Source organism: Methyloversatilis universalis FAM5 (assembly GCF_000214035.2).
In the GTDB taxonomy this organism is placed as follows: Bacteria; Pseudomonadota; Gammaproteobacteria; order Burkholderiales; family Rhodocyclaceae; genus Methyloversatilis; species Methyloversatilis universalis.
Window position 1 is genome coordinate 28,015 of record NZ_AFHG01000042.1, and the last position, 25,707, is coordinate 53,721.

Genomic DNA, 25,707 nt, shown 5'->3' on the forward strand with positions numbered 1-25,707 from the left:
GCCGGTGGCCCTTGATGGGCCTTCGGCTCTACCAGAAATGCCATTGTGCCGTGTGCACCACCCACAGGCCCAGCAGCAGATTGGTCAGTCCGTGCGAAACGATGGCCAGCCAGAGCCGTCCGCTCTTCAGATAGAGCCCGCCATAGGCCAGACCGGCGACGATGCCGGCCGCCCACTGGCCGTGTTCGAAGCCGAAGGCCAGCGACGCGAACAGCAGGCTGCGCAGCGTGACCGTGCAGGCCGGCTGAGACAGGAAATCCGGCCGGTCCAGCCAGCGCTGCACGAAAGAGCGCCAGAACAGCTCTTCCATCACCGGTACCACCACGGCGGCACCGAAGATGCGCACCACCACCATCAGCGGAATGAGCGCACCGGCTTCGTCCAGCGGCTGATAGCCCGGGCCCGGCGCGAAGGCGAAGGGCGAAAAGTCGAGCCAGATCCACAGCGCCCACACCGCCACCCCGAGCGACAGCGCAGCCCCCCAGCCAGCGGCACCGCGCAGCGGCGTGTCCGGCGGCGGTTCGCGCAGTTCCGCGTAGTCCGGCCAGAAATACATCAGCGCGGCGATGACGCAGGCGATCTGCACCGCGTACATCCAGCGCACGTCCATGCCGGTGCGCTCGGCCAGCGGCGCAGCGATGACCAGGAAGGCGATGTAGAGGGCGAAAGGAAGAATGCGCGCGAGGGCTGCACGCCGGGGGGCTGCGGTGGTGGAGCTCATCGGGGCCGAGGCGGGTGGTCCGGGAATGGCCGGATCATAAGGCCGCCATGCGACGTGGAAATGTCACCAAGCGTTACAAGGTCACCCGGATGTCGACTGCGCCACGACCGGCGTCCAGACAGGCATCCAGCCCGGTTCGCCGGGTCCGGCCGCCCACGGCTCGGCCGGTTCGCAGCCGGGCATCCACACCGCCTCGCGCCCCACCACAAACAGGGGGGCGCGATCCCGCAGCCAGGGCGGCAGGCCGCATTCCTGCGCGATCTGCTTCACACCGGCGCGCGGACGGCCGGGCCCGCGGCGCACCCGGTCCTTGGGTTGGCGCACACGCAGGACTGGCGCTGCCTGCGCCAGCGCCGACTGCGACAGCCCCCGCCCCTGCACTGGCTGCAGCTGCAGACGCCCGGCCGCCCAGGCGATGTCTGTTTCGCCCTGCCAGTTCAGCGCCGCCGGCGCCGGCAGGTCAGGCATGAGCCACAGCAGACCGCGATGGCAGAAGCCGGCGACGCCGGCGTGCGACACCGGGCATTCGGCCCCCGGCTGCCAGCCCAGCAGCTGACGGCGCCATTCGTCCAGCCAGGCTTCGGTCGGCGCGGTGCGGGCCCCCTGCAGCCGCAGCAACCGGCGCAGCAGATTGCGCTGTCGCGCCGGCTCGAGCGCCCGCAGGCCGTCAATCGACCAGGCCTGGCCCCACGCGGTGGTCGCGGCAAGCGCTGACGCATCGGCATCCGCCAGCCCGTCCAGCAGGCCCTGCGCCTCGGCCAGCCGGCGGGCCGCACCGGCCAGCGTTTCGGCGGTGCGCGGCCAGCGCGACGACAGCACCGGCATCACCTCGGCACGCAGGTAGTTGCGCGCGTAACGGGTGTCCGCATTGGATTCGTCCTCGACCCAGGACAGGCCACGCGCGCGGGCGGCCGCTTCCAGCACGCTGCGTGACAGCGCGAGCATGGGGCGCAGCTGTGCCGGGCGCCCGGGGGCGGACGGACGCCATGCCGGCATGCCGGCCAGCCCCATCAGGCCGGCACCGCGCACCAGGTTGTGCAGCAGCGTTTCCGCCTGGTCATCGGCATGGTGGGCGGTCAGCAGTGCGGCGGCCCCCTGTGCCAGCGCCTGCGCGTCGAGCACGCGGTAGCGGGCCTCGCGCGCGGCGCATTCGATGCCGTCCGCGCTGTCGAGGGCGACCTCGACCCGATGCAGCGCGAACGGCAGCCCGAGCGAAGCCGCTTGGGCGGCGCAGTGCTGCGCCCAGACCTCCGCATTCGGACTCAGCCCGTGATGGACATGGGCGCACGAGAGCCGCCAGCGACCTGCGGCGGCCAGCGCATGCAGCAATACCGTGGAATCGAGGCCGCCACTGCAGGCAAGCAGCAGCGGCGCCCCGTCTGGCAGCACCGCGGACACCTGTGCGGCGACAACCGCCGCGACTCGGTCGAACGGGTCAGGCGACGGCCTGCTCCTTGAATTTTCCATACGCCATGACGCGCTCGAAACGGCGCTCGACCAGCTGGGTGGGGGTGAGATCGGCCAGCTGGCGCAGCGATTCGGCCAGCGCGCGCTTCAGTGAGGACGCCACGGCGGCGTGATCGCGATGGGCGCCGCCCGCGGGCTCGTTGACCACCTTGTCGATCAGGCCCAGCGTCTTCAGCCGCGACGCGGTGATGCCCATGATTTCGGCGGCGTCGGCCGCTTTGTCGGCGCTCTTCCACAGGATGGACGCGCAGCCTTCAGGCGAAATGACCGAGTAGGTCGAGTACTGCAGCATCATCAGCGTGTCGGCCACCGCGATCGCCAGCGCGCCGCCGGAACCGCCTTCCCCGATGATGGTGGAAATGATGGGCACGCGCAGTTCGGCCATCGCGTAGAGATTGTGGCCGATCGCTTCCGACTGGCCGCGCTCTTCGGCGTCGATGCCCGGATAGGCGCCCGGCGTATCGACGAAGGTGAGGACCGGCATGCCGAACTTCTCGGCCAGCTTCATCAGGCGCAGCGCCTTGCGATAGCCCTCGGGCCGCGGCATGCCGAAGTTGCGGTGAATCTTTTCCTTGGTGTCGCGCCCCTTCTGGTGACCGATCACCATGCAGGGCTGACCGTTGAAGCGGGCGATGCCGCCGACGATGGCATGATCATCGGCAAAGGCGCGGTCGCCATGCAGTTCCTGGAAGTCGGAGAACATCAGCCGCAGGTAGTCCAGCGTGTAAGGACGCTGCGGGTGACGGGCCACCTGGGCAATCTGCCAGGGCGTGAGCTTGGCGTAGATGTCCTTGGTCAGCGCCTGGCTCTTGGCTTCGAGCCGGGTGATTTCCTCGGATATGTCGACAGCGGAATCGTCCTGCACGAAACGGAGTTCTTCGATCTTCGCTTCAAGTTCGGCGATCGGCTGTTCGAAATCGAGAAAGGTTGTCTTCATCGGACTGACCGCAAAATAAGGGTGCGCAATTCTAGCGCGTCATACCCGCCAAGGGCGGACAGAGATGCGGGATGTGATCCGTGCGCGTTCAGAGAGCAAAAAGCCGGCATGAGCCGGCTTTTTGCCTTGAACGGACGTCAACCGCGCCTATTTGATACGACGCAGATGCGGTTTGGCCGGCGACGGCTTGTCTGCGGCCGGCGTGGTGAGCACCGCCTGCTCGCTGCGATCGACCACGGTGGCCGGCGCAACGTCGGCCCGGACAGACTGCCCGGGCGTCACTTCGAACGCCATGCCGTGACCGTTCTCGCGGGCGTAGATGGCCGCCACGCATTCGACCGGAATCGTCAGCTCCTGCGCCACGCCACCAAAGCGGGCGGAGCAGGTGATGAGCTCATTGCCCATCACCAGCTGGTGCACCGCCTCGCGGCCGATGTTCAGGATGATCTGGCCATCCTTCACGTACTGCCGCGGCACGCCGGCGCGGTCGTCAACGACGACCGCGATATACGGCGTGAGCCCCTGGTCGGCGCACCAGTCGAACAGTGCGCGCAACAGATAGGGCTTGGTGGAAACAGAACTCATGACATCCATCGGGGTGCTTTCAGCCGAGCGATCCGCAGATCAGCGGCGCATCACCTTTTCGGACGGCGTGAGCGCATCGATGAATCCCTGGCGGGAGAAGATGCGTTCCGCGTACTTCATCAGCGGCGCAGCCGACTTCGGCAGCTCGATACCGTAGTGATCGAGACGCCATAGTAGCGGAGCGATCGCCACGTCGAGCATGGAAAATTCCTCGCCCAGCATGTACTTCTGCTTGGCGAAGATGGCCGTCAGTTCGGTCAGGCGGTCGCGCAGGTGGCTGCGCGACTTGTCTGCCGTACGGGCGTTCTTTTCCAGCGCCTCGATGTGCGAGAACAGCTCGCTCTCGACCGTGTGCAGCAGCTGCCGCGCACGGGCGCGCATGATCGGATCCGGCGGCATCAGCTGCGGATGGGGGAACCGTTCGTCGATGTACTCGTTGATGATGTTCGAGTCATAGAGAATCAGGTCGCGATCGACCAGCACCGGTACACGGTTGTACGGGTTGATGACCGCAATGTCTTCCGGCTTGTTGTAGAGGTCGACATCGATGACCTGGAAATCCATGCCCTTTTCGTAGAGCACGATCCGGCAACGGTGGGAAAAGGGGTCTGTCGTCCCTGAATACAGATTCATCATGGTGTTAACACCCCAGGAGTACTCGGCATCCCTCACCACACGCCGGACGCGTGGTGAGGTCGCTTCGCGATGACCGAGAGCTTGCATGACTTTCGGGCGTGTGGATTCTTAGTGGATGTCTTTCCAGAACTCGCGCTTGAGCAGATAGCTCAGGACGGCGAGCACAGACAATCCGATGATGACCAGCAGACCGGTCTGGCGACGCTTCTCGGCGCCCGGCTCGCCCATATAGACGAGATAGGCCACGAGATCGCCGACCATGGAGTCGTACTCGGTCTTGGACATTTTGCCGGGCTTGGTCAGTTCAAGCTCGACCACTTCCTTCTCGCCGCCGTGGCCGTCGGCCACCTTGACGTGCTTGGCTGACTGCTGGCCCTGCAGCTCGTACAGGACGTGCGGCATGCCAACGTTCGCGAAGGTCGTGTTGTTCCAGCCGGTCGGCCGGCTGTCGTCGCGGTAGAAGCTGCGCAGATAGGTGTACAGCCAGTCTGCGCCGCTGCCGTCCGCCGATGCGCGCGAACGCGCGATCACGGTCAGGTCGGGCGGTGCCGCACCGAACCACTTCTTGCCGTCCTCGCGGGTCAGGGCCACCTTCATCGTTTCACCGGTCTTGTCGGCGGCGAACAGAAGGTTGTCCTTGATCTGCTCTTCGGTCAGTCCGACATCCTTCAGGCGGTTGTAGCGCATGTAGGACGCCGAGTGGCAGTTCAGGCAGTAATTGACGAATACCTGGGCACCGCGCTGGATGGCGTTGGCTTCGCGGAATTTCTCGGTCGGCGCACGATCGAGGTGCACCGATTCGGCACTGGCAAACGCCAGCAGGGGCGCGCAGAGCGCGCCAAGAAACAGTTTTTTGAGTTGTTTCATGATTCTGGCTCTCAGTGTCCGGTCACGCGCGACGGTTCGGGCTTGTACTTGTCGATGGCCGTGTACCAGGGCATCAGCACGAAGAACAGGAAGTAGATGACCGTGCAGACCTGCGACACCAGGGTGCCCATCGGGGTCGGCGCCTGCATGCCCAGATAGCCCAGGATCAGGAAGGCGATGATGAACACGGTGAGCGCGAACTTGAAGATCGGACCCTTGTAGCGGATCGACTTCACCGGCGAACGGTCCAGCCAGGGCAGCGCGAAGAAGATCATCACGGACAGGCCCATGAAGATGACGCCCCACAGCTTCGCATCGACCCAGAAGAAGTTCACCGTGTTGGCGCGCAGGATCGAGTAGAACGGCGTGAAGTACCACACCGGCGCAATGTGCGGCGGCGTCTTCATCGGATCGGCCGGGATGAAGTTGTTGTACTCCAGGAAGTAGCCGCCGAACTCGGGACCGAAGAACACCACGGCCGAGAAGCAGATCAGGAATACGACCACACCGACGATGTCCTTCACCGTGTAGTACGGGTGGAAGGGAATGCCGTCCAGCGGAATGCCGGTCTTCGGATCCTTGTTCTTCTTGATCTCGACGCCGTCCGGATTGTTCGAACCCACTTCGTGCAGCGCGATGATGTGGGCGGCAACCAGACCGATCAGCACCAGCGGCACGGCGATGACGTGGAAGGAGAAGAAGCGGTTCAGCGTCGCATCACCGATCACGAAGTCGCCACGCAGCCAGATCGACAGATCGTTGCCGACGAAGGGGATGGCCGAGAACAGGTTGATGATCACCTGGGCGCCCCAGTACGACATCTGACCCCAGGGCAGCAGATAGCCCATGAAGGCTTCCGCCATCAGGCACAGGAAGATCATGCAGCCGAAGATCCACACCAGCTCGCGCGGCTTGCGGTAGGAACCGTAGAGCAGGCCGCGGAACATGTGCAGGTAGACGACGATGAAGAAGGCCGAAGCGCCGGTCGAGTGCATGTAGCGGATGAGCCAGCCCCACGGCACATCGCGCATGATGTATTCGACGCTCGCGAACGCGACCGGAACGCCCGAGGCGTTCAGCGACGCGTCCGGCTTGAAGTGCATGACCAGGAAAATGCCGGTCACGATCTGGATCACCAGCACCAGCAGTGCCAGCGAGCCGAAGAAGTACCAGAAGTTGAAGTTCTTCGGTGCGTAGTACTCTGCAAGGTGTTCCTTCCAGAGCGTGGTGAGCGGGAAGCGCTCGTCAATCCAGCCAAGCAGGCCAGTGGTGGTGACTACCTTTTCGCCAGCCATCTCGATCAACCCTCCTTGGAATCCTGGCCGACCAGGATGCGCGTGTCAGACAGGAACATGAACGGCGGCACCTTCAGGTTGTCCGGAGCCGGCTTGGCCTTGAATACGCGACCGGACAGATCGAAAGTGGAACCGTGGCACGGGCAGACGAAGCCCGCATCGGCGCCCAGCTGGGCGTTGGAGCCGGATTCGAAGGGGCCGGACGGCGAACAGCCGAGGTGGGTACAGATGGCGACGACCACCAGGATGTCCTTGTGGTCTTCGCGGGCACGCAGGTCGTTGCGTGCGTACTCGGGCGTGAATTCGGACGGATTGCGCTCCGACTTCGGGTCGGCCAGCTTGTCGGCCATGGCGGCCAGGCTCTCCATCTGGGCGGGGGTGCGGCGCATGATCCACACCGGCTTGCCCTGCCACTCGACCGTGGTCATTTCACCCGGACCGAGCTTGGAGATGTCTACCTCGACCGGAGCACCGGCGGCTTTCGCGCGCTCCGAAGGGGAAAGACTGGTGAGAAAAGGCACTGCCACTGCAAGCCCGGCCACACCACCCGCACAGGCTGTTGCCACGAGCAGACTGCGCCGGCCGCAATCCGCCTTCCGTTCATTGCCACTCATGCTTGTTCCCGTCTAGACAATTGATTCTGCACAACCTGCGATTATACCCTCAAGCGGTGCCCCGTTTAAAGCCCTGATGCATCTCCAACACCGTTCAGGCGGCGAAAACACGCCGCTTCGTGGCGGTCACAGCGCACCTCCGGCGCGCAGTGCCGCGATGTCCTGTGCCCGGTAACCGAGTCCTTTCAGTACCTCGTCGGTGTGCTCGCCCAGCGCCGGACCGATCCAGTCGGTGCGACCGGGCGTTTCCGACAGCCGCGGCATCGGTGCCGGTGCCTTGAACGTGCGACCGTCAGGCAGCCGCGCGGTTTCGAACACCGCGCGCGCCAGATACTGAGGATCAGCCGCAATATCCTCGATCGAATACACGCGGCTGACCGGCACATCGGCCTCGCCCAGCACGCGCAGCACCTCGTCGCCATCGTGCGCCGCCACCCAGGCGTCGATCAGCGCATAGATTTCGTCGCGCCGGGCATCGCGTCCGGCGTTGTCGGCCAGCGAGGGGTCGGCGGCCAGGTCAGGCCGGCCGATGGCCGTCGTCAGCCGCCGGAAGATGGCATCGCCGTTGCCGCCGACAATGATGTGACGGCCATCGCGCGCGGTGTGGGTGTTTGACGGCGTGATGCCGGGCATGATGTTGCCGGTGCGACCGCGGATGAAACCGAACACGTCGAACTCCGGCAGCATGCTTTCCATCATCGCGAACACTGCCTCGTACAACGCGACATCGACGGTCTGGCCCTGCCCTGCACCGCGCCCACCGGTCGCGTCGCGATGGCGCAGCGCCATCAGCGCACCGATCACGCCCCACAGCGCGGCGATCGAATCACCGATCGAAATGCCCACCTTGACCGGCGGCCGGTCGGGAAAGCCGGTGATGTAGCGCAGCCCGCCCATCGATTCGCCGATGGCGCCGAAGCCCGGCTGCTGTGCCATCGGACCGGTCTGGCCGAAACCGGACAGGCGCACGATGACCAGCGACGGATTGATGTCCTTCAGCACCGCTTCGGACAGCCCCAGCTTGTCCAGGACGCCCGGGCGGAAGTTCTCGACCAGCACGTCGGCGCCGGCGAGCAGCTTCTTCAGCGCGCCGATCGCGTCCGGATGCTTCAGATTCAGCGTGACCGACTTCTTGTTGCGCGCCTGGACGAACCACCAGAGCGAGGTGCCTTCGTACAGCAGGCGCCACTTGCGCAGCGGGTCGCCGCCATCCGGCGCCTCCACCTTGATCACTTCGGCACCGAATTCGGCCAGGATGCGCGACGCGAACGGGCCGGCAATCAGCGTGCCCAGTTCGACCACTTTCAGGCCGTCCAGCGGCCTCGCTTGCGGCCTTTCCGCGTCTGTGGAGGTCGCAGCGCTCACGCCGGGCGCCTTTCCGACAGCGCCTGGGCGATGGTGCCGATGTCCGTGTGTTCCAGTTCGCCGCCCACCGGCAGGCCGCGCGCAATGCGGGTGACCGCCAGGCCTCGCGCGCGCAGCATTTCACCGAGGTAGTGGGCAGTCGCCTCGCCTTCGTTGGTGAAATTGGTGGCGAGAATGACTTCGCGTACCGCGGGATCGGCCGCCCGTTCCAGCAGACGATCGAGGCGCAGTTCCTTCGGCCCCACGCCCTCCAGCGGCGCGATGCGCCCCATCAGGCAGAAATAGAGGCCGGAGTAGCTGTGGGTCTGCTCCATCATGAGCATGTCGGCCGGTGTTTCGACCACGCACAGCTGCGATGCATCGCGGCGCGGCGAGCTGCAGCGCTCGCACACCTCCAGTTCGGTGAAGGTATTGCAGCGCGCACAGTTGTGCAGCCGGGTCAGCGCGTCACCGAGCGCGCGCGCCAGCCGGTCGGCACCGGCGCGGTCGCGCTGCAGCAGATGGAAGGCCATGCGCTGCGCGCTCTTGGGGCCGACCGACGGCAGGCAGCGCAAGGCGCTGACCAGCTCGTCCAGCACACCTGTATTCATGACGGACGCTGCGCCGGGTTCAGAACGGCAGCTTGAAGCCCGGCGGCAGGTTCAGGCCTGAGGTGAAACCGGCCATCTTTTCCTGGGTGGTGGCTTCGACCCGGCGCACCGCGTCATTCACCGCGGCCGCCAGAAGGTCTTCCAGCATTTCGCGGTCGTCCATCACCGACGGATCGATGGAAACACGACGCACGTCGTGCTTGCAGGTCATGACCACCTTGACCATGCCGGCACCCGACTGGCCCTCGACTTCGACGCTGGCCAGCTGCTCCTGCATCTTCTTCATGTTTTCCTGCATCTGCTGGGCCTGCTTCATCAGGCCACCGATGCCACCTTTCATCATGGTGCAATCCTCAAACGGGTTTGATCGAGTCTTCGATCAGGCGGGCGCCGAACTGTTCGATCACCTGCTGAACGAAGGGGTCATTCTTCATCGAAGCGCACGCCTGCTCCAGACGTGCGCGCTGTTCGGCCCCGAGGCGCTGGGCCACGGTCTGACTCACCGGCTCGCCCTGTTCGAATTCGAGCCGGACCGCGGTACCGAGGCGAGCCTGCAGCGCAGCGCGCAGCTTGTCCTGGCCGGAAGCGATCAGGTGCGACATGTCGCGCGACAGCCGCAGCCGTATCGCTCCGCCTTCGCTGGCGCGCCATTCGCACTGGTGGGCGAGCTGCTTGCTGAGCGCAGCCACGTCGAGCTGATCGACCAGCGCGTGCCAGTCTTCGTTCGTACGCGGAAGCGCCACCGTCGATCCGACCGCCGCAGAGGCCTGCGGCTGCGCCGGCGCGGCGGTTTCGGGTGCTGCGGTCGGCGGCGCGAATTCCTCGTCTTCCGCCCACGGCGGCGGCGCTTCGTCGGCTGGCGCGGCCTTCGCTGCCGGGCGTACCGGCTCGGGCAGCGGCTGCGGCGCCGCTACCGGTACGGGCTTTACCGCGACCGGCTGCGGAGCGGATTCGACCTGCAGACGCGGCCTCTCGACCGCAGCCGGCGGCGGCACGGCCGCACTGGTCCGGGCCACCCGGGGCAGCGCCTGCAGCGCTGCGCTCTGACCGCGCGGTGCAGCGGCCAGAGCAGGCGGCGTGACGGGTCGGAAAGCGAGCAGGCGCAGCAGCGTCATCGAAAAACCGGTCACTTCGTCCGGCGCCAGCGGCAGGTCATTGCAGCCCTGGACCGCGATCTGATACGCCAGCTGCACCGACTCGGCATCCATGCCCGCGGCGTAGGGGGCCAGCCGGGCCTGTTCCAGCTCGTCGGTGATGGCGTCCGGCACCATCTGGGCCACTGCCACGCGGTGCAGCAGCACCGCCAGTTCGCGCAGCGCCTGATCGAAGTCGACACTGCGCGCGCGCATCTGCGCGGTCAGCGTCATCAGCGCGGCGCCGTCACCGGCCAGCAGCGCATCGAGGATCAGATAGAGGTGTTCGTCGCCCACCGTACCCAGCATGTCGAGCACGTCCTGCTCGACCAGCCGGCCCGCACCGTGCGCGATGGCCTGATCGAGGAGCGACAGCGCGTCACGCATCGAACCGGCTGCACCCTTGGCGATCGGCCTCAGCGCGGCGGGTTCGTATTCAACGCCCTCGGCATCGAGCACGCCGGACAGGTGACGCACGATGGCGTCCGGCGGCATCTGCTTCAGGTTGAACTGCAGGCAGCGGCTCAGCACCGTGACCGGAATCTTCTGCGGATCGGTGGTGGCCAGAATGAACTTCACATGCTCTGGCGGCTCTTCGAGCGTCTTCAGCATCGCGTTGAAGGCGTGGCCGGTCAGCATGTGAACTTCGTCGATCATGTAGACCTTGTACCGCCCGCGCGCCGGTGCGTAGGCCGCCTTCTCCAGCAGCGCCGCCATGTCGTCCACGCTGCGGTTGGAGGCCGCGTCCATTTCGACATAGTCGACGAAGCGGCCGGCATCGATTTCGGTACAGGCGGCGCACTGCCCGCAGGGGTGGGCGGTCAGACCGGTTTCGCAGTTCAGGCTCTTGGCCAGGATGCGGGAGATGGTGGTCTTGCCGACACCGCGGGTGCCGGTGAACAGGTAGGCGTGGTGGAGCCGCTTCTGTTCGAGCGCGTGGCTCAGGGCGCGGACCACGTGATCCTGGCCGACCAGCGTTTCGAAGCTGCGGGGACGCCACTTGCGCGCGAGAACCTGATAAGTCATCTGAACGCCGGCAAAGTGAGCGACGGTGCGCACTGCAAAAAAGGGAGGGGTGGCGAGCCTGACCCCCGGCACTCGTGGTGAGCAGCTGTGGCTGCTTCCTTCCGGACCTGACCAGGTTCACCGCGCCACGATGCGGGGAGACCCGCCACAACGAATTCTAACCCGGGAGCCCCCTGCCCGGCCAGCCCGGACTGAAAAAACGTGGTCGGGTCAGCGGCGCAGGTCTGGCCTTCAGCCGCCGCCGCGCTGGAAATGGCGGTCGAAACGCAGCATGAAAGCCGCCATGTGGGCGCCGTCGCGAGCCGGAAACTCGAGCGACACCTTGAGCCGGGGCAGGCTCAGCAGCGCGATGTGCAGCGGCGGCTGCACCTCGACCGAGAGGCTCCAGCCGCGGCCACTGGCCCCATCGCCGCGATGGACGATGGGCAGATCGACCGCGCCCGGCAGCATGTGAAAGAACTCGTCGCGCCCTATGCTCATGACGCGCACGACGGTGCCGGAGGCGATTTCCTCCGGCTTCAGCGGAAAGGCGGCGCTCATCCGCCCGCCACCGGCGGCCAGATGGCGAGGACGTCGTCGGCAGCGAGCACGCGCGAGGCGCGGCTGCCCGGGGGTATGAAATGACCGTTCACGAGAACCAGATGGACGAGCCGTTCGGGAAGTTGATGGCGCGCAATCATATCGCCCACCGTGGTCCCTTCGGGCACATCCATCGGCCACTCGTTGGTGCGCTTCGCCTCATCCGGCAGATAGTCGGACAGCGAGGCGTACAGCTTCAGCGTGACCTGCATCCTCAGTGCAGCGCCTCGGCCAGCGGGGCGGCGCTCTGTGCCTGGGCCATCGACAGATAGGCTTCCATCACGCGCAGCGGATCCTGCATCAGCCGCTGCTTCCAGGCACCCAGCGGAGTGCGGGTCTGGATCAGGCCACGCAGCACGCCGACGTGATCGGTGAGGCCGATCGAGGTGGCGCCGACCAGCACGTCATCCTTGAACTGCAGGCTGATGTAGCGGAAGCGTTCCTCGTCGATGCGCTCGACCGATTCGCCGCCTTCAGCGCCCCACCACTGACCGAAGGACGCCGAGATCAAGCCCAGCGTGTCGAGCACGTTGATCGCCATCGTGCCCTGAGAACGGGCACTGCGTCCCACCATGTTCAGCGCCGCGATGCGACCCTGATCGACCGCGTTCGGCTGGATCGCGTTGACCAGGCGCTCGCCGGTCGAGAAATCGACCGCCTCGGCCACGTCACCTGCGGCATAGACGTCGGGAATGTTGGTCGCGCAGCGCTCGTCGATCAGGATGCCGGTCGAACAGGCCACGCCGCTGCCGTCGAGGAAGGCCACGTTCGGCTTCACGCCGGCGGAGGCGATCACCAGATCGGCCACGACTTCGGTACCGTCGCCCAGCGTGGCGATCAGCTCGTCGCCATTGGGCCGGATCGAGGTCACGCGGGCATTGGTATGCACGTTGACGCCCTTCTGCTTCACCCAGCGCGCGATCATGCTGCCGGCCTTGGAGGTCATCATGCGCGGCACCATGCGGTCGCCCATTTCGACGATGTCCAGCTTCACTCCGCGTGAGGCCAGCGCTTCCATGATGATGCAGCCGATGAAACCGGCGCCAATCTGCAGCACGCGAGCACCCTTCTTCGCCTTGGCGGCAATGTGACGCGCGTCGTCCAGCGTCCAGCAGGTGTGCACATTGGGCGAATCGATGCCCGGAACCGGCAGCTTGAGCGGGTGCGAACCGGTGCAGATGAGCAGGCGGTCATAGGGGAAGGCGGTGCCGTCCTCCATGTGAACCACGCGGCCGGCGGTATCGACCGACTTGGCGCGCCCCAGCACTTCCTTGATGTTGAGCGACGCAAAGTGGCCGTCCGTCTTGCGCAGCCAGGTGCCCTTCTCCTGGATGTTGCCCACCAGCAGATAGGGAATGGCCATGCGCGAGTACGGCGGCTCCGGCTCATCGCCGATCATGACGATGTCGGCGCCGCGGTCAGCGCGGCGGATGGCTTCCGCGGCGACGACGCCGGCCGGGCCGTTGCCGATGATGACGTGCTTCATGATGTTCCTCTTGAAGTGCAGCGCGCCCCGGAGGGCGCGCTGTGTTCATGCGATGCCGACTGTTACAGGCCCAGGCGGGCGACCGTTTCCGCCGTCGGACGGCCTTCGCTGTCCCAGCCACGCAGTGCGTAGTACTCGGGAATCATCTTGTCGATGCCCGACACCAGACCCTTGGCCGGACCGACCTTGGCGGCTTCGGTCTTCAGACGCGGCGGCAGGTCGTCGTCCTTGCGGGTGAAACCGGCGGCATTGTTGAACTGACGCTCCATGTTCCAGATGCGCTCGCCCATCAGGTCCAGCTTTTCCATCGACCAGTCGCCTTCGCAAGCGGCCTGAAGCTGGGGCTGAATGTCGGACAGCGCCCAGGCGAACGTGGTGAACACGCACAGGCCGGACGAATCGACCACGGCGGTCGCGTCCTGGAAGGCCTTGACCAGCGCCGGCTTGCCTTCGGTGGTGTGCGGATCGGTCTTGACCGGAATGCCCAGCACTTCGGACGAAATGGTGTACGAACGCAGGTGGCAGGCACCGCGGTTCGAGGTCGCGTAGGTCAGGCCCATGCCCTGCACGCCGCGCGCGTCGTAGGCCGGGAATTCCTGGCCCTTGACCGACATCGACAGCTCCGGGTGACCGTACTTCTCGCACAGGCGCTTGGAACCCAGGCCCACGATCTTGCCGAAACCTTCGCCCCGGGCGGTCTGCTCGGCCAGGAAGGTGAGCGCGCGGGCGGAGCCGAACGGCGCTTCGATGCCGATCTCCTCCTTGGTCAGCACGCCCATTTCGTACAGTTCCATCACCGCACCGATGGTGGCACCGAAGGAAATCGGGTCGAAGCCGTCCTCGTTGCACAGCATGTTGGCGTACTGCAGCGCCTCGATGTCATCGACACCGTTGGCACAGCCCAGCGACCACGCCGCTTCGTACTCCAGACCACCGGACGCGCCCCAGTACTTCGGGCTGTTCACCACCGTGTAGTGAGTCTGGTCGATCTTGGAAATGCGGCCGCAGGCGATGGTGCAGCCGAAGCAGCCCTGGTTGTTCACCAGCTGCGCCTTGCCGTCGGATTCGCGCGGCTCGTGCATGGCTTCGGCGGAAATCTTGCGCGCGCCTTCGAACTGCACGTCCTTGTGATTGCGGGTCGGCATGGCGCCGATCTCGTTGATCACGTTCATCAGCACCTGGGTGCCGTAGGTGGGCAGACCCTGACCGGTGACCGCGTTTTCCTTGAGGATCTTCTTCTTCTCGAAGGTGACCTTCATGAATTCCTTCGGGTTGGCCAGATTGCCGACACCCAGGGTGCCGCGCACGACCAGCGCCTTCAGGTTCTTCGAACCGGCCACGGCGCCCACGCCGGAGCGGCCGGCGGCGCGGTGCAGGTCATTGACGATGGCGGCGTACAGCACGCCCGCCTCGCCGGTGCGGCCGATACAGGACACGCGGACCTGCGGGTCCTGGTGTTCCGACTTCAGCGTCTCTTCGGTTTCCCACACGGTCTTGCCCCACAGGTGCGAGGCATCACGGATTTCGACCTTGTCGTTCTCGATCGACAGGTAGACCGGGCTCGACGCACGGCCTTCGATGATGACCATGTCCCAGCCTGCGAACTTCAGTTCGGCGCCGAAATAGCCGCCGGAGTTCGAACAGGCGATGGCGCCGGTCAGCGGACCCTTGGTCACCACCGAATAGCGGCCACCGGTCGAGGCCATGGTGCCGGTCAGCGGGCCGGTCGCCCAGATGATCTTGTTCTCAGGCGACAGCGGATCGACCTTGGGATCGATTTCAGACACCAGATACTTGGTCGCCAGACCACGCTGGCCGAGATAGTCGTTCGCCCACTCCATGTTGAGCGGTTCGCTCTTGGTGGTGCGGTCGGTCAGGTTAACGCGCAGGATTTTGCGGGTCCATGCCATGTCAGTGCTCCTCCGGAAATCAGGCGGCCTGGTTGCCGAGCTTGTCTGCCCACTGGCGCATGCGGTCGAGACCGGTCCAGTTGGCATCCACATAGGTGATTGCGCCGGTCGGGCACGCTTCGGCACAGGCCGGGTTGCCGCCGCACAGGTCGCACTTCTGCACCTTGCCGGTCTCCGCCACGTAATTCACGGTACCGAACGGACAGGCGATGGTGCACACCTTGCAGCCGACGCACACGTCCTCGAACACCACCTTGGCGCCATTGTCCTTGTCGAGCTTGATCGCTTCGACCGGACAGGCGTGCATGCACCAGGCTTCGTCGCACTGGGTACAGGTGTAGGGCACCTTGGCGCCGGTGTGATGGAAGTCGAACACCTTGATGCGCGAAAGCGAGTTGTTGAATACACCGTAGTTCTCGAACGAACAGGCCATCTCACACTGGAGACAGCTGGTGCACTTCGAGGGATCGATGTGTAGGGACTTCTGCATGGTGATTCGCTCCTCCACGTTCTGGGCGTGATGCCGGGTTATGGGCCGTGCCCGGCCGGCGTGCTATGAAAAACGCTTCATATTTTAGCGCCCGGATTTCGGCGCCTGTGAGCGTCGCGCGTCGTTAAAACGTCCTTATTTGTGAGACAGGTGTTCAGGTGTCCATAAAATGGACACCTGAACACTCAGGGTACGCGCCAGTTGATGTTGTGGCGGGCAAGGATGCGCTTGATTTCGCCTTCGGCGATCAGCGCATTCATCGCCGCCATGATGGCGCGACCCAGCTGCGGCTCGCCCTTGCGGATCGCGATGCCGACCGGCCACTGGCGGGAGTTGAGCATGGCCAGCGGCGGCTGCCCGACCGGGAAGTTCGTGTCGCCGGCAACCGAGGCCTCAAGCTCGCCCTGCAGCGCCATCACGCCCGCCACCTCGCCGCTGCGCAGGGCGGCGATCGCCTCGGCAAGCGTCTTGTAGTGGCGCAGCTGGCTGCGATAGCGGCCTCCATCGGCCGACAGCATCAGCGAATCCGGCAGCGTGTCGACCACCACGCCGAACGGCAGCTTCTCGAACGGCAGCATGCTGTCGAGGTTGTCGATCCGACGCCGGTCGTAGGCCACCGCGTAGCGCTCGCGGTGATACGGCGCGATGAACTCGACCTTGTCCTGCCGGGCCATGTATTCGCGGTCGACCGGCACGTGAATCATCATGTCGGCCGGGCCGTAGCCCATGTAGTGCCCCTTCCAGACCATGTTGCGCAGGTCATCGTCCATGTTCTCGTCCGCATCGAAGAACATGGGCGACATCTTGAGCCCCATGCGGGCGGCCAGTGCATTCGCGATGTCTACGTCGGCGCCCTTCCCGTCGTCAGAGAACGGCGCGAAGTCCTTGTAGAAGGCAACGCGCAGCGCGCCGCTCTTCGTGACCGTCGCCCAGACCGCGTCGTCATCGGCGAGCGCCGGCAGACCGGTCACCGCCAGCGCGACACCCGCCAGCAGCGCCCGGCGGCGCAGCAGACTGATATCAGTCTTCATGACGGGTTTCGATGTAGGCGCGAATGGCCCACATGGCTTCCTGCGACAGCGCGGCTTCGAACGGAGGCATGTACACGGCACCGTTGCGGACGCGACCCTTGCGCACGGTGTTGATGAAGTAATCGTCGGTTTCCGCATCGATCGGCAGCATGCGCAGATCCGGCGCGATACCGCCGCTCACTGCTTCCAGGCCGTGGCAGCGCGCACAGTTCTGGTTGTAGGCGGAGCTGCCGACACGGATGGCTTCCTTGTCGCCGCGGTAGGGGTTCTGCTTGGCCCATTCGTCGCCCAGCTTCTTCAGCGTGCTCACATCAACGGCTTGCGGCACCACGTCGCCGTGCGCTTCGGCTTTCGGCGTCATCACGCTGCCGAGAGCGATCAGGGCGGCGACCAGGGCGGTCGTCTTCAGGGTTGCGGCTGCTGCTTTCATAACTCCTCCAAGAAAGATCACATGCTGTAGATCAGCTTGCGGGTGTGCTCGATTGCACGAATCGTGCCACGTCTCACCCTATTTTGAGACAGGTGTAGCGTGGCGAGACAATTCACGTTATAAAAGGGGCTATATCCCGATGAGCGTCCGTTGGCCATGAGTTGGCAGGCGCGTATCGGTGGCGAGAGCCGGTACCACCGGCCGTGCATCCCGGTCACGGGTTCGGAGGAGATATGGAATACAGCGCCGCCGACGTCTCGCGCAGCGAGCAGGCTCACGAAATCATGCGCAGTGCCGGTGAGGTGCCCTCGGGCGTTCTGCCCGCCCTGATTGAAACATCCTGGAGTCGCTGCATCAGCCGCGGCCTTGACGCGGACAAGTGCGCCAAGGAGATCGAGCGCGCCCGCCGCGATCTCCTGATGACCGAGCGCGAACGCAACGAATCGCTGCTCAAGCACGCAGCGCCGGTCATGAACGGCCTGTACGCACAGATCGCGCGCTCCGGCTCGATGATCGTGCTCACCAACGCATCGGGCTTCATCATCCACTCGGTGGGCGACCAGGCCTTTCTGGATCGCGCTTCCAAGGTTGCGCTCTCGCCCGGCGTCGAGTGGTCGGAAGAGAGCAAGGGCACGAATGCGATCGGCACCGCGCTGGTCGAGAAGGTACCGGTGTCCGTGCATGGCTCGCAGCACTTCTTCTCCGCCAACCACTTCCTGACCTGCTCCGCCGCGCCCATCTTCGACCCCTGCAGCCGCATGCTGGGCGTGCTCGACGTGACCGGCGATTCGCGCAATCCGTCGCATCACAGTCTGGCGCTGATCAATCTGGCGGTTCAGACGATCGAGAACCAGATGTTCGCGCAGGCCTTCCCGGAAGGCTTCGTGCTGAACTGCCACGTGCAGCAGGAACTGATCGGTACCGTGTTCGAGGCCCTGCTCGCCTTCGACCACGACGGCCGCGTGCTGTCGGCCAATCGCAGTGCCTGCCGGCTGATCGGCCGCAGCCACGCGGAACTGCTGACACACACCTTCACGTCGATGTTCGACAAGCCGCTCAGCGCGCTGTACGACCCGCTCATGCGCGGAACCGACATGCTGGAACTGCGCCTGTTCGGAGGCCGTACACTGTTCGGCCGCCCGAAGGCCGGTAACCAGAGTCGTCCGCCGGCCCGCGTGATCAGCATGGACGCACCGCGTCCGGAATCCGGACAGCCTGCCCTGCCGCGCGTCCAGATTTCGAAAGACAAGGGTCTGACCCGCCTCAGCACCGGCGACGCGCAGATGGACGCGGTGGTCGAGAAAGTCCGTCGCGTGCTCGGACGGGACATTCCTGTCCTGATCCAGGGCGAGACCGGCACTGGCAAGGAACTGCTGGCACGCGCCATTCATGACGAGGGGCCGCGCCGCGAACAGACTTTCGTCGCGGTGAACTGTGCTGCCATTCCAGACGGCCTGATCGAATCGGAACTGTTCGGCTACGAGGAAGGCGCCTTCACAGGCGCGCGGCGCAAGGGCTACCCCGGCCGCATCATGCAGGCCGACGGCGGCACCCTCTTCCTCGATGAAATCGGCGACATGCCTCTGGCGCTTCAGGCCCGTCTGCTGCGCGTGCTGCAGGAACGCACCGTGGTACCGCTGGGCAGCGGCCGAGCCACACCGGTCGACCTGTCCATCATCTGCGCCACCCACCGCAAGCTGCGCGACCTGGTCGCCCAGGGCAGCTTCCGGGCCGACCTTTACTACCGGCTCAACGGTCTGACCGTCATGCTGCCACCGCTGCGCGAGCGCAGCGATCTCCGTGCGCTGGTTCATCGCATCCTGGCCACAGAAGAATCCATTCCGCAGGGGCTGCGCATCGACGACGAGGTGATTTCGCTGTTCGAGCGCCATCCCTGGCCGGGCAATATGCGCCAGCTCGCCAATCTGCTGCGTACCGCTGGCGTCATGGCCGCGGACGACGGGTGCATCCACACCCGCCATCTGCCGGATGATTTCCTGGACGAACTGAGCGGCAACGCACCGGTGCTGCGACCGATCGAATCGGAACTGCGCACGATGCAGAGTCATGCGCCGTGCGATCTGGACAGCCTGACGTTGCGTGCCATTCGGGAATCGCTGTCGCGCAATGAAGGCAATGTCGCCGCCACGGCCCGCGAACTGGGCATCAGCAGGACGACGCTCTACCGCAAGCTCAAGGAAGGCTGACCGCCCCGGTGGAAGCACCGCCGTCACGACACTGAACACTTCGTACAGCTTCGTTCCACCTGTAACGGCATCGGGAAATCGTCCCGTACGCACGCCTCGGGTAAAAGACAGGCAAAAAAATGGCCGGCTTGGGTAAGCCGGCCAAAGAGCCATGTCTAACTGAAGAGAACAACACCACCCCGAAACTGCCTGTAACGGAACGGATACGGCCGCAGTACCGGGGTGGATCACACCACCGGTGGCAGGCACGAACCGGAACTACAGTACGTTTTCCGGTTCGTTGCAGCCTGCCTGCCTTATTCAGGCACTTCCGGACACGAGGCCCGGAAGCACGAAGACATATGCAAGCGCTGTGCCAACATATGTCTTTCGACTCATATTACTTGTGGAGCTTGAACACCCACATCGAACCGCCCTGGTTCAGGTAGTTGACCTTCTTGGCCACATCCCCGCCCCACAGCGGCACGGCACCGCCCCAGCCTGCAGCAACGCCGATGTACTGCTCGCCATCCTGTTCCCAGGTGATCGGAGGCGCAACGACGCCGGTACCGGTCTGGAAGGACCACACTTCCTTGCCGGTCTTCGCGTCGGCGGCCTTCAGGTAGCCTTCAGGCGTACCCCAGAACACCAGGCCGCCCTTGGTCGTCAGCACACCACCCCACAGCGGAGCGTTGTTGGTGACTTCCCAGACGATCTTGCCGGTCTTCGGGTCGACTGCGCGCAGGGCGCCGATGTACTTGTCGTCGATGGTCTTGATGGTGAAACCGGCACCCAGGTAAGCCGCACCCTTCTTGTAGGTGATCGGCTCGTTCCAGATTTCCATGCCCCACTCGTTGGCCGGCACGTAGAACAGGCCGGTATCCGGGCTGTAGGCCATCGGCATCTGATTCTTGCCGCCGAGGAAGGACGGCGCAGAGAACACGACTTCACCCTTCTTGCCGTCAGCACCCTTGGACGGGTCGCCCGGGCGGTTGGCCGGATCGTAGATCGGCTTGCCGGCTGCATCCAGGCCCTTGGCCCAGGTGATCTTCTTGACGAACGGGAAGCCACGCTCGAACTTGCCCGTGTTGGCGTCCAGCACGTAGAAGAAGCCGTTGCGGTCGGCCTTGCCGCCCATGCGCTTGCCGTTCATGTCGAACGTGACGAACTCGTTCACGCCGTCATAGTCCCAGCCGTCGTTCGGCGTGCCCTGGAAGTGCCACTTGATCTGGCCGGTGGCCACATCGATCGCGACGGTCGAGCAGGAGTACAGGTTGTCGCCAGGACGCAGATGGCTGTTCCACGGGGCCGGATTGCCGGTGCCGAAGTAGGCCAGGCCGGTCTTCGGATCGTAGGAGCCGCCGAGCCAGGTGGCTGCGCCGCCGGTCTTCCACAGATCACCCTGCCAGGTGGCGTTGGTGGTGCCGCTGACGCCGATCTCGGTCTTGTTGCCGGCAGCATCGAACTTGTAGCCCATGTGACCTTCGACGGTCGGGCGCACCCAGACCAGCTTGCCGGTCTTGGCGTCGCGCGCTTCAACGCGACCGACGATGCCGAATTCGCCACCGGACACACCGGTAAGGATCAGGCCCTTGGCGATGATCGGCGCAGCGGTGTTCGAGTAGCCAGCCTGGTAGTCGTCAATCTTTTCCTTCCACACGACCTTGCCGGTGTTCTGGTCGAGGGCGACCAGCTGGGCGTCGAGCGTGCTGAAGATGACCAGATTGTCATAGACGGCGGCGCCGCGGTTCACCACGTCGCAGCAGGGCATGATGCCGTCCGGCAGACGGTGCTCGTATTGCCACAGCTTGGCACCGGTCTTGGCATCGAGCGCGAACAGGCGGGAGTAGGAACCCGTCACGAACATCTTGCCATTGACCACCAGCGGCTGCGATTCCTGACCGCGCTGCTTTTCACCGCCGAACGAGAAGGACCAGGCCGGAACCAGGTTCTTGACGTTGTTCAGATTGACCTTGTCCAGCGGGCTGTAGCGCTGACCTTCGGTACCCATACCCCAGGACAGCACGTCGCCGGTGGTCTTGGCATCGTTCTCGATGTCGCGGTCGGTCACGCCGGCCATGACCTGGGGAGCTGCCATCGCGGCAAACGCCGCGATCAGCAGACCGGACAGCGTCGAATTACGCAAGCCTTTCATACTTCCTCCTCGTTGGTGAATTTCTCTCTCGCACGACGGGATTCAATCCCTTTTTCGGCGGGATAATGACCGCAAAAAACGGGCCACCCCAAAACAAGGAAGAAATCCCGCTCGCACCGCCTTTTGGCGATGCGAAACAGGTCAGGTGTTCATTTTTGTTGCAACACCTGTTGTGCAGTGCTGTCCATCGCACGCTGTTCATAGCCGGCGTAAAGATGGGTCACCGATCGTTCGAACTCGCTGCGCGCCAGCGGCATGCGCTCGAACCGGGCTGGCAGCGGCAGCCGCATCACTTCGGCCATGTCCATGCCGCTGCCGGCCGCCTGGGCCAGGGTCTGGTCCAGCCAGCGCAGCCACTCGCGGGTCATGTCGATGCCGGCACTGCCTTCATGCACCGGCCCGTGACCGGGCAGCGTGCGCTTCGCGCCCAGTCTCGACAGCGCATCCAGGGTCGCCAGCCAGCGCGGTACCGAAGCGTGCGGCGTGGTCGGCGCGCGGTCGAGGAAGACGAGGTCGCCGGCGAACAGCGTACCGGTGGTCCGGTCAAGGATGGCTAGATCGCCAGCGGTATGGCCTTCCAGCGCAATCAGCTCGAACTCGTGCCCGCCCGCGCTCCAGCGGCCGGGACGCACGTCCTCGTCAGCCACCTGCGGCTCGGTGCCGGACGCCCAGTCGCCGGCCATGCGGTACATGTTGTCGGCGAAGGCACCGCCGTCGCTGCGCTCGCCGGCGCGGGTGGCCGGCAGCGCAGCGATCGGAACGCCGCCGTAGGCCTGGTTGCCGAGAAAGTGATCCGGATGATGGTGAGTGTTGAATACCCGGATGACCGGCTGTTTGGTCACCTGCGCGATGGCTGCGCGCATCTGTTCGCCGTAGCGACGCGACGGACCGCTGTCGATCACCACCACGCCGTCAAGGGTCACCACGAAGGCGGTGTTCACGATGTTGCCGCCGTTGCCGCGGGTGATGTCCTCGGTGCTGCCGATCAGTGCCCAGGTGTTGTCGGCGATCTTCACCGGCTGCAGCCGGTAATCGAAGGCGGCATCGCCCTGGGCGGAAAAGGCGGTCACCGCGGCGCACAGCGCCAGAACGACGCGGGCCTTGAACGGGGCTTTCATCCGGGCACTCATGGCAGCACCTTCGCGTCGATGCGGTTGCCGTTGTTGTCGCGGCCGACCACACGGAGGGCGTCCTGCCCCAGATCAGGCAGATCGAACGAGAACACCGGGTTTTCGCTCAGAGGCTCGAAGGTTTCGAGCTGCAGCATGGGCGCGCCCTTGTCATCGACCACGGCCAGCTGCTCGATGAAGAAGGCCGGAATGCCCGGCGCGAGGCCGGTATCCATCGGGTGCATGATGCGCAGCCGCAGACGCTGGTTCTGGCCATCCTTCCACACCCTGCCCTGCACCTGGTTGAGCTTCTGCGCCCAGTCGGGCGCGCCGCGGCCGGTACTGGGCGCGGTACAGCCGCCGCCTGCGGCATCGACCCACGCCCCGCCAGCCAGCCAGCGTCCGTCGCCGGTCTGCACCAGCGCACGCACCGGGCTCGCCTGCTGCAGCTTGATCCGGAACGACAGGCCGGGCTGGGCCATCAGCGGATGGAAATCAAGCACCTTCACGATCGGATTGAAATCGACCACCACCAGCACCCGCTTCACGTCGGGCAGACCCTTGACGCGAATGGTGACCGGCACGTTCATCGAGTCCTCCGCCACCTTGGGCGCCAGCACCTCGATGCGCGAGTCGAAACTGACCGGCGCATCCGCCAGATACTCGCGCTGAAGATCCGGCCAGCGTACCGAATTCAGCGGATCGGCATCCGCCGCGGCAGCGGCCCCCGTAAACAGCCATGCGAGCCCGCAGGCTGCAATCCATCTCTTCATTGACACAAGCTCCTCCAGCAACGACATGTAGGTCTTTTATGAACGTAAGCGTCGGGCGAATCATGCCCGAGCCGACCGCCGGACAAGCAAGACGAAGGCCAATCAAGCGGGACGACAGCACCGCCCGGTCCGTCTCCGGTCCGATCCGGGCCTGCGCTGCCGACGGTGATACCCGGTGCACTGTTCCACAGTCCGACAGCCCTGTGTCCAACCGTTGAACAGTCACGCATTACGGGAGCATGTCCCGGCTTTTGCGGGAGCTTTGAACCATCCACCTCCGCGTGCTCTGCCTAACCTGCACTGCGCATCGACGCCCCATGTCCGTCACTCCCTGCGGGCGGCGCCGGTGACGACACGACAGACCACACTGAAAGAGGAGTCAGGATGAAAACGTTTGCCCTCAGGAACCCGGCGCTGGCACTTGCCCTGGGCGCGCTGGTGACCGCCCCCGCCTATGCCGCGAAGACGGTGAGCTGGGACGACATCGTCAACGACGACAAGACCGGCAAGGACGTGCTGACCTACGGTCTGGGCATGAAAGCCCAGCGCCACAGCCCGCTCAAGCAGATCAATACCAAGACGGTCGCCGGGCTGACCCCGGCCTGGTCCTATTCCTTCGGTGGCGAAAAGCAGCGCGGCCAGGAAGGCCAGGCGCTGGTGCACGACGGCGTCGTCTATGTCACCGGCTCCTACTCGCGCATGTATGCGCTCGATGCCAAGACCGGCAAGCGCCTGTGGGCGTACGAACATCGGCTGCCGGACGACATCCGTCCGTGCTGCGATGTGGTGAACCGCGGCGCCGCGATCTACGGCGACAAGGTGTTCTTCGGTACGCTGGACGCGGGCATGGTCGCCCTGAACAAGGACACCGGCAAGGTGGTGTGGTCGAAAAAATGGGGTGACCACAAGGTCGGTTACACCATGTCCGGCGCCCCCTTCGTCGTAAAGGACGCCAAGTCCGGTCGCGTGATGCTGGTGCACGGTTCGTCCGGCGACGAATTCGGCGTGGTTGGCTACCTGTTCGCGCGTGACGTCGATACCGGCGAGGAAATCTGGGCCCGTCCGATGGTGGAAGGTCACATGGGCCGCCTGAACGGCAAGGACAGCACGCCGACCGGCGATGCCAAGGCGCCGAGCTGGCCGAACGACCCGAACTCGCCGACCGGCAAGGTCGAAGCCTGGAGTCACGGCGGTGGCGCCCCCTGGCAGACCGCGTCGTTCGACGTCGAACAGAACATGGTCGTGATCGGCACCGGCAACCCGGCGCCGTGGAACACCTGGAAGCGCACTGCCGAAGGCGACAGCCCGACCAAGTGGCCCAGCCTGTTCACCTCGGGCCAGGCCTATGTCGACGCCGCGACCGGCGAACTGAAGGGCTTCTTCTCGCACACGCCGAACGACGCCTGGGACTTCTCCGGCAACAACTCGGTGCTGCTGTTCGAGTACAAGGATCCGAAGACCGGCAAGATGGTGAAGGCTTCGGCACACGCCGACCGCAATGGCTACTTCTTCGTGACCGACCGCGAAAAACTGGCCACCGGCGCCGGCTACCCGTGGAAGCAGACCGCCCTGATCGGCGCCTGGCCCTTCGTCGATGGCATCACCTGGGCCAAGGGCTTCGATTCGAAGACCGGCCTGCCGAATGTCGTCGAAAGCCAGTACCCGCCGAAGCCGAAGGCCGGCGCCGACAAGGGTGAATCCATTTTCGTATCGCCGCCGTTCCTGGGCGGCACCAACTGGATGCCGATGTCGTACAGCCCGGACACCGAGCTCTTCTACATCCCGGCCAACCACTGGGCGATGGACTACTGGACCGAGAACGTCACCTACAAGGCGGGCGCGGCCTACCTGGGTCAGGGCTTCCGGATCAAGAAGCTGTTCGACGATCACGTCGGCATCCTGCGCGCGATCGACCCGAAAACCGGCAAGATCGCCTGGGAACACAAGGAACAGTTCCCGCTGTGGGCCGGCACGCTGACCACGGCAGGCGGATTGCTGTTTACTGGCACCTCGGACGGCTATGTGAAGGCCTTCGATGCCAAGTCGGGCAAGGAACTGTGGAAGTTCCAGACCGGCTCCGGCGTGGTGTCGGTGCCCATCACCTGGGAACAGGACGGCGAGCAGTACGTCGGCATCTCGTCCGGCTACGGCGGTGCTGTTCCGCTGTGGGGTGGCGATATGGCCGAACTGACCAAACAGGTCAGCCAGGGCGGCTCCTTCTGGGCTTTCAAGCTGCCGAAACGCTGATCAGGCATCGCCCCTTCCGCCCGGAAGGGGCGCGTTGTCCACCGCCGGCACTGCGTAGCCGGCTTCGCCCGAGAC

24 protein-coding genes and 1 other RNA gene are annotated in these 25,707 nt (G+C 65.0%); 2 read left to right on the forward strand and 23 right to left on the reverse strand.

Going from position 1 to position 25,707, the window contains the following annotated elements; genetic code table 11:
• Nucleotides 1-28: 28 nt before the first annotated feature.
• From METUNV1_RS07295 to pedF, 20 genes are all read right to left on the reverse strand, one after another.
• Nucleotides 29-721 (reverse strand): CAAX prenyl protease-related protein, encoded by a 693-nt coding sequence (locus METUNV1_RS07295; protein WP_008060387.1) that lies wholly within the window; start codon nt 719-721, stop codon nt 29-31.
• 81 nt (nt 722-802) lie between these two features.
• Entirely contained in the window at nt 803-2,110 is a 1,308-nt protein-coding gene (tilS, locus tag METUNV1_RS07300; RefSeq protein WP_232416236.1) for a tRNA lysidine(34) synthetase TilS, read from the reverse strand.
• Nucleotides 2,111-2,156: 46 nt separating this feature from the next.
• The gene (locus METUNV1_RS07305) at nt 2,157-3,125 is read right to left on the reverse strand and encodes an acetyl-CoA carboxylase carboxyltransferase subunit alpha (RefSeq protein WP_008060389.1); all 969 of its coding nucleotides are present in this window, start codon (nt 3,123-3,125) and stop codon (nt 2,157-2,159) included.
• A 147-nt stretch (nt 3,126-3,272) separates the two neighbouring features.
• Nucleotides 3,273-3,719 (reverse strand): ClpXP protease specificity-enhancing factor, encoded by a 447-nt coding sequence (locus METUNV1_RS07310; protein ID WP_008060390.1) that lies wholly within the window; start codon nt 3,717-3,719, stop codon nt 3,273-3,275.
• A 30-nt stretch (nt 3,720-3,749) separates the two neighbouring features.
• On the reverse strand, nt 3,750-4,346 hold the full coding sequence (locus METUNV1_RS07315; protein ID WP_026188090.1) for a glutathione S-transferase N-terminal domain-containing protein: 597 nt from the start codon (nt 4,344-4,346) through the stop codon (nt 3,750-3,752).
• 108 nt (nt 4,347-4,454) lie between these two features.
• Nucleotides 4,455-5,213 carry a cytochrome c1 gene (locus tag METUNV1_RS07320; protein WP_008060393.1) on the reverse strand — a complete coding sequence of 253 codons (759 nt, stop codon included), beginning with the start codon at nt 5,211-5,213 and terminating at the stop codon, nt 4,455-4,457.
• A gap of 11 nt (nt 5,214-5,224) precedes the next feature.
• Nucleotides 5,225-6,508 carry a cytochrome b gene (locus tag METUNV1_RS07325; protein WP_043359334.1) on the reverse strand — a complete coding sequence of 428 codons (1,284 nt, stop codon included), beginning with the start codon at nt 6,506-6,508 and terminating at the stop codon, nt 5,225-5,227.
• 5 nt (nt 6,509-6,513) lie between these two features.
• Nucleotides 6,514-7,122: a ubiquinol-cytochrome c reductase iron-sulfur subunit gene (petA, locus tag METUNV1_RS07330; RefSeq protein WP_008060395.1), complete on the reverse strand. Its 609-nt coding sequence runs from the start codon at nt 7,120-7,122 to the stop codon at nt 6,514-6,516.
• 126 nt (nt 7,123-7,248) lie between these two features.
• A complete protein-coding gene (locus tag METUNV1_RS07335; protein WP_008060396.1) occupies nt 7,249-8,487 on the reverse strand; it encodes a CaiB/BaiF CoA transferase family protein in 1,239 nt (412 codons plus the stop codon).
• On the reverse strand, nt 8,484-9,077 hold the full coding sequence (gene recR / locus METUNV1_RS07340; RefSeq protein ID WP_008060397.1) for a recombination mediator RecR: 594 nt from the start codon (nt 9,075-9,077) through the stop codon (nt 8,484-8,486). The genes METUNV1_RS07335 and recR overlap by 4 nt, the downstream gene beginning before the upstream one ends.
• Nucleotides 9,078-9,096: 19 nt before the next feature.
• The gene (locus METUNV1_RS07345; protein WP_008060399.1) at nt 9,097-9,420 is read right to left on the reverse strand and encodes a YbaB/EbfC family nucleoid-associated protein; all 324 of its coding nucleotides are present in this window, start codon (nt 9,418-9,420) and stop codon (nt 9,097-9,099) included.
• 10 nt (nt 9,421-9,430) lie between these two features.
• Nucleotides 9,431-11,236: a DNA polymerase III subunit gamma/tau gene (gene dnaX, locus METUNV1_RS07350; RefSeq protein WP_008060400.1), complete on the reverse strand. Its 1,806-nt coding sequence runs from the start codon at nt 11,234-11,236 to the stop codon at nt 9,431-9,433.
• A 48-nt stretch (nt 11,237-11,284) separates the two neighbouring features.
• Nucleotides 11,285-11,383, reverse strand: an RNA gene (gene ffs / locus METUNV1_RS07355) — signal recognition particle sRNA small type.
• 84 nt (nt 11,384-11,467) lie between these two features.
• On the reverse strand, nt 11,468-11,776 hold the full coding sequence (locus METUNV1_RS07360) for a hypothetical protein (protein WP_008060401.1): 309 nt from the start codon (nt 11,774-11,776) through the stop codon (nt 11,468-11,470).
• The gene (gene thiS / locus METUNV1_RS07365; protein WP_008060402.1) at nt 11,773-12,027 is read right to left on the reverse strand and encodes a sulfur carrier protein ThiS; all 255 of its coding nucleotides are present in this window, start codon (nt 12,025-12,027) and stop codon (nt 11,773-11,775) included. Before thiS ends, METUNV1_RS07360 begins: the two co-directional genes overlap by 4 nt.
• A gap of 2 nt (nt 12,028-12,029) precedes the next feature.
• Entirely contained in the window at nt 12,030-13,301 is a 1,272-nt protein-coding gene (locus METUNV1_RS07370; RefSeq protein ID WP_008060403.1) for an NAD(P)/FAD-dependent oxidoreductase, read from the reverse strand.
• 62 nt (nt 13,302-13,363) lie between these two features.
• The gene (locus tag METUNV1_RS07375; RefSeq protein ID WP_008060404.1) at nt 13,364-15,211 is read right to left on the reverse strand and encodes an aldehyde ferredoxin oxidoreductase family protein; all 1,848 of its coding nucleotides are present in this window, start codon (nt 15,209-15,211) and stop codon (nt 13,364-13,366) included.
• A gap of 19 nt (nt 15,212-15,230) precedes the next feature.
• On the reverse strand, nt 15,231-15,701 hold the full coding sequence (locus METUNV1_RS07380; RefSeq protein ID WP_008060406.1) for a 4Fe-4S dicluster domain-containing protein: 471 nt from the start codon (nt 15,699-15,701) through the stop codon (nt 15,231-15,233).
• A gap of 185 nt (nt 15,702-15,886) precedes the next feature.
• The gene (locus METUNV1_RS07385; protein ID WP_008060408.1) at nt 15,887-16,732 is read right to left on the reverse strand and encodes a substrate-binding periplasmic protein; all 846 of its coding nucleotides are present in this window, start codon (nt 16,730-16,732) and stop codon (nt 15,887-15,889) included.
• The gene (pedF, locus tag METUNV1_RS07390) at nt 16,722-17,162 is read right to left on the reverse strand and encodes a cytochrome c-550 PedF (protein ID WP_008060410.1); all 441 of its coding nucleotides are present in this window, start codon (nt 17,160-17,162) and stop codon (nt 16,722-16,724) included. Before pedF ends, METUNV1_RS07385 begins: the two co-directional genes overlap by 11 nt.
• A 233-nt stretch (nt 17,163-17,395) precedes the next feature.
• Between pedF and METUNV1_RS07395 the strand changes: the two genes are divergently transcribed.
• Entirely contained in the window at nt 17,396-19,369 is a 1,974-nt protein-coding gene (locus METUNV1_RS07395; protein ID WP_008060414.1) for a sigma-54-dependent Fis family transcriptional regulator, read from the forward strand.
• Nucleotides 19,370-19,748: 379 nt separating this feature from the next.
• Here METUNV1_RS07395 and METUNV1_RS07400 read toward each other — a convergent pair whose 3' ends face one another.
• From METUNV1_RS07400 to METUNV1_RS07410, 3 genes are all read right to left on the reverse strand, one after another.
• Nucleotides 19,749-21,503, reverse strand: a complete 1,755-nt coding sequence (locus METUNV1_RS07400) for a PQQ-dependent methanol/ethanol family dehydrogenase (RefSeq protein ID WP_008060415.1) — start codon at nt 21,501-21,503, stop codon at nt 19,749-19,751.
• A 149-nt stretch (nt 21,504-21,652) separates the two neighbouring features.
• Nucleotides 21,653-22,621: a quinoprotein relay system zinc metallohydrolase 1 gene (locus METUNV1_RS07405; RefSeq protein ID WP_139026319.1), complete on the reverse strand. Its 969-nt coding sequence runs from the start codon at nt 22,619-22,621 to the stop codon at nt 21,653-21,655.
• 8 nt (nt 22,622-22,629) lie between these two features.
• The gene (locus METUNV1_RS07410; RefSeq protein WP_043359337.1) at nt 22,630-23,385 is read right to left on the reverse strand and encodes a quinoprotein dehydrogenase-associated SoxYZ-like carrier; all 756 of its coding nucleotides are present in this window, start codon (nt 23,383-23,385) and stop codon (nt 22,630-22,632) included.
• Nucleotides 23,386-23,769: 384 nt separating this feature from the next.
• Between METUNV1_RS07410 and METUNV1_RS07415 the strand changes: the two genes are divergently transcribed.
• Nucleotides 23,770-25,632 carry a methanol/ethanol family PQQ-dependent dehydrogenase gene (locus tag METUNV1_RS07415; RefSeq protein WP_008060418.1) on the forward strand — a complete coding sequence of 621 codons (1,863 nt, stop codon included), beginning with the start codon at nt 23,770-23,772 and terminating at the stop codon, nt 25,630-25,632.
• The last annotated feature ends 75 nt before the right edge of the window (nt 25,633-25,707 follow it).

Excerpts from the sequence above, each read along its gene's own strand:
- METUNV1_RS07400 (WP_008060415.1), bottom strand. The coding sequence starts at position 21,503 with ATGAAAGGCTTGCGTAATTCGACGCTGTCCGGTCTGCTGATCGCGGCG.
- METUNV1_RS07310 (WP_008060390.1), bottom strand. The coding sequence starts at position 3,719 with ATGGATGTCATGAGTTCTGTTTCCACCAAGCCCTATCTGTTGCGCGCA.
- METUNV1_RS07315 (WP_026188090.1), bottom strand. The coding sequence starts at position 4,346 with ATGATGAATCTGTATTCAGGGACGACAGACCCCTTTTCCCACCGTTGC.
- thiS (WP_008060402.1), bottom strand. The coding sequence starts at position 12,027 with ATGCAGGTCACGCTGAAGCTGTACGCCTCGCTGTCCGACTATCTGCCG.
- METUNV1_RS07405 (WP_139026319.1), bottom strand. The coding sequence starts at position 22,621 with ATGAAAGCCCCGTTCAAGGCCCGCGTCGTTCTGGCGCTGTGCGCCGCG.
- METUNV1_RS07305 (WP_008060389.1), bottom strand. The coding sequence starts at position 3,125 with ATGAAGACAACCTTTCTCGATTTCGAACAGCCGATCGCCGAACTTGAA.
- dnaX (WP_008060400.1), bottom strand. The coding sequence starts at position 11,236 with ATGACTTATCAGGTTCTCGCGCGCAAGTGGCGTCCCCGCAGCTTCGAA.
- METUNV1_RS07410 (WP_043359337.1), bottom strand. The coding sequence starts at position 23,385 with ATGAAGAGATGGATTGCAGCCTGCGGGCTCGCATGGCTGTTTACGGGG.
- METUNV1_RS07320 (WP_008060393.1), bottom strand. The coding sequence starts at position 5,213 with ATGAAACAACTCAAAAAACTGTTTCTTGGCGCGCTCTGCGCGCCCCTG.
- METUNV1_RS07375 (WP_008060404.1), bottom strand. The coding sequence starts at position 15,211 with ATGGCATGGACCCGCAAAATCCTGCGCGTTAACCTGACCGACCGCACC.
- recR (WP_008060397.1), bottom strand. The coding sequence starts at position 9,077 with ATGAATACAGGTGTGCTGGACGAGCTGGTCAGCGCCTTGCGCTGCCTG.
- petA (WP_008060395.1), bottom strand. The coding sequence starts at position 7,122 with ATGAGTGGCAATGAACGGAAGGCGGATTGCGGCCGGCGCAGTCTGCTC.
- METUNV1_RS07360 (WP_008060401.1), bottom strand. The coding sequence starts at position 11,776 with ATGAGCGCCGCCTTTCCGCTGAAGCCGGAGGAAATCGCCTCCGGCACC.
- METUNV1_RS07370 (WP_008060403.1), bottom strand. The coding sequence starts at position 13,301 with ATGAAGCACGTCATCATCGGCAACGGCCCGGCCGGCGTCGTCGCCGCG.
- METUNV1_RS07385 (WP_008060408.1), bottom strand. The coding sequence starts at position 16,732 with ATGAAGACTGATATCAGTCTGCTGCGCCGCCGGGCGCTGCTGGCGGGT.
- pedF (WP_008060410.1), bottom strand. The coding sequence starts at position 17,162 with ATGAAAGCAGCAGCCGCAACCCTGAAGACGACCGCCCTGGTCGCCGCC.
- METUNV1_RS07380 (WP_008060406.1), bottom strand. The coding sequence starts at position 15,701 with ATGCAGAAGTCCCTACACATCGATCCCTCGAAGTGCACCAGCTGTCTC.
- METUNV1_RS07415 (WP_008060418.1), top strand. The coding sequence starts at position 23,770 with ATGAAAACGTTTGCCCTCAGGAACCCGGCGCTGGCACTTGCCCTGGGC.
- METUNV1_RS07295 (WP_008060387.1), bottom strand. The coding sequence starts at position 721 with ATGAGCTCCACCACCGCAGCCCCCCGGCGTGCAGCCCTCGCGCGCATT.
- METUNV1_RS07395 (WP_008060414.1), top strand. The coding sequence starts at position 17,396 with ATGGAATACAGCGCCGCCGACGTCTCGCGCAGCGAGCAGGCTCACGAA.
- METUNV1_RS07325 (WP_043359334.1), bottom strand. The coding sequence starts at position 6,508 with ATGGCTGGCGAAAAGGTAGTCACCACCACTGGCCTGCTTGGCTGGATT.
- METUNV1_RS07345 (WP_008060399.1), bottom strand. The coding sequence starts at position 9,420 with ATGATGAAAGGTGGCATCGGTGGCCTGATGAAGCAGGCCCAGCAGATG.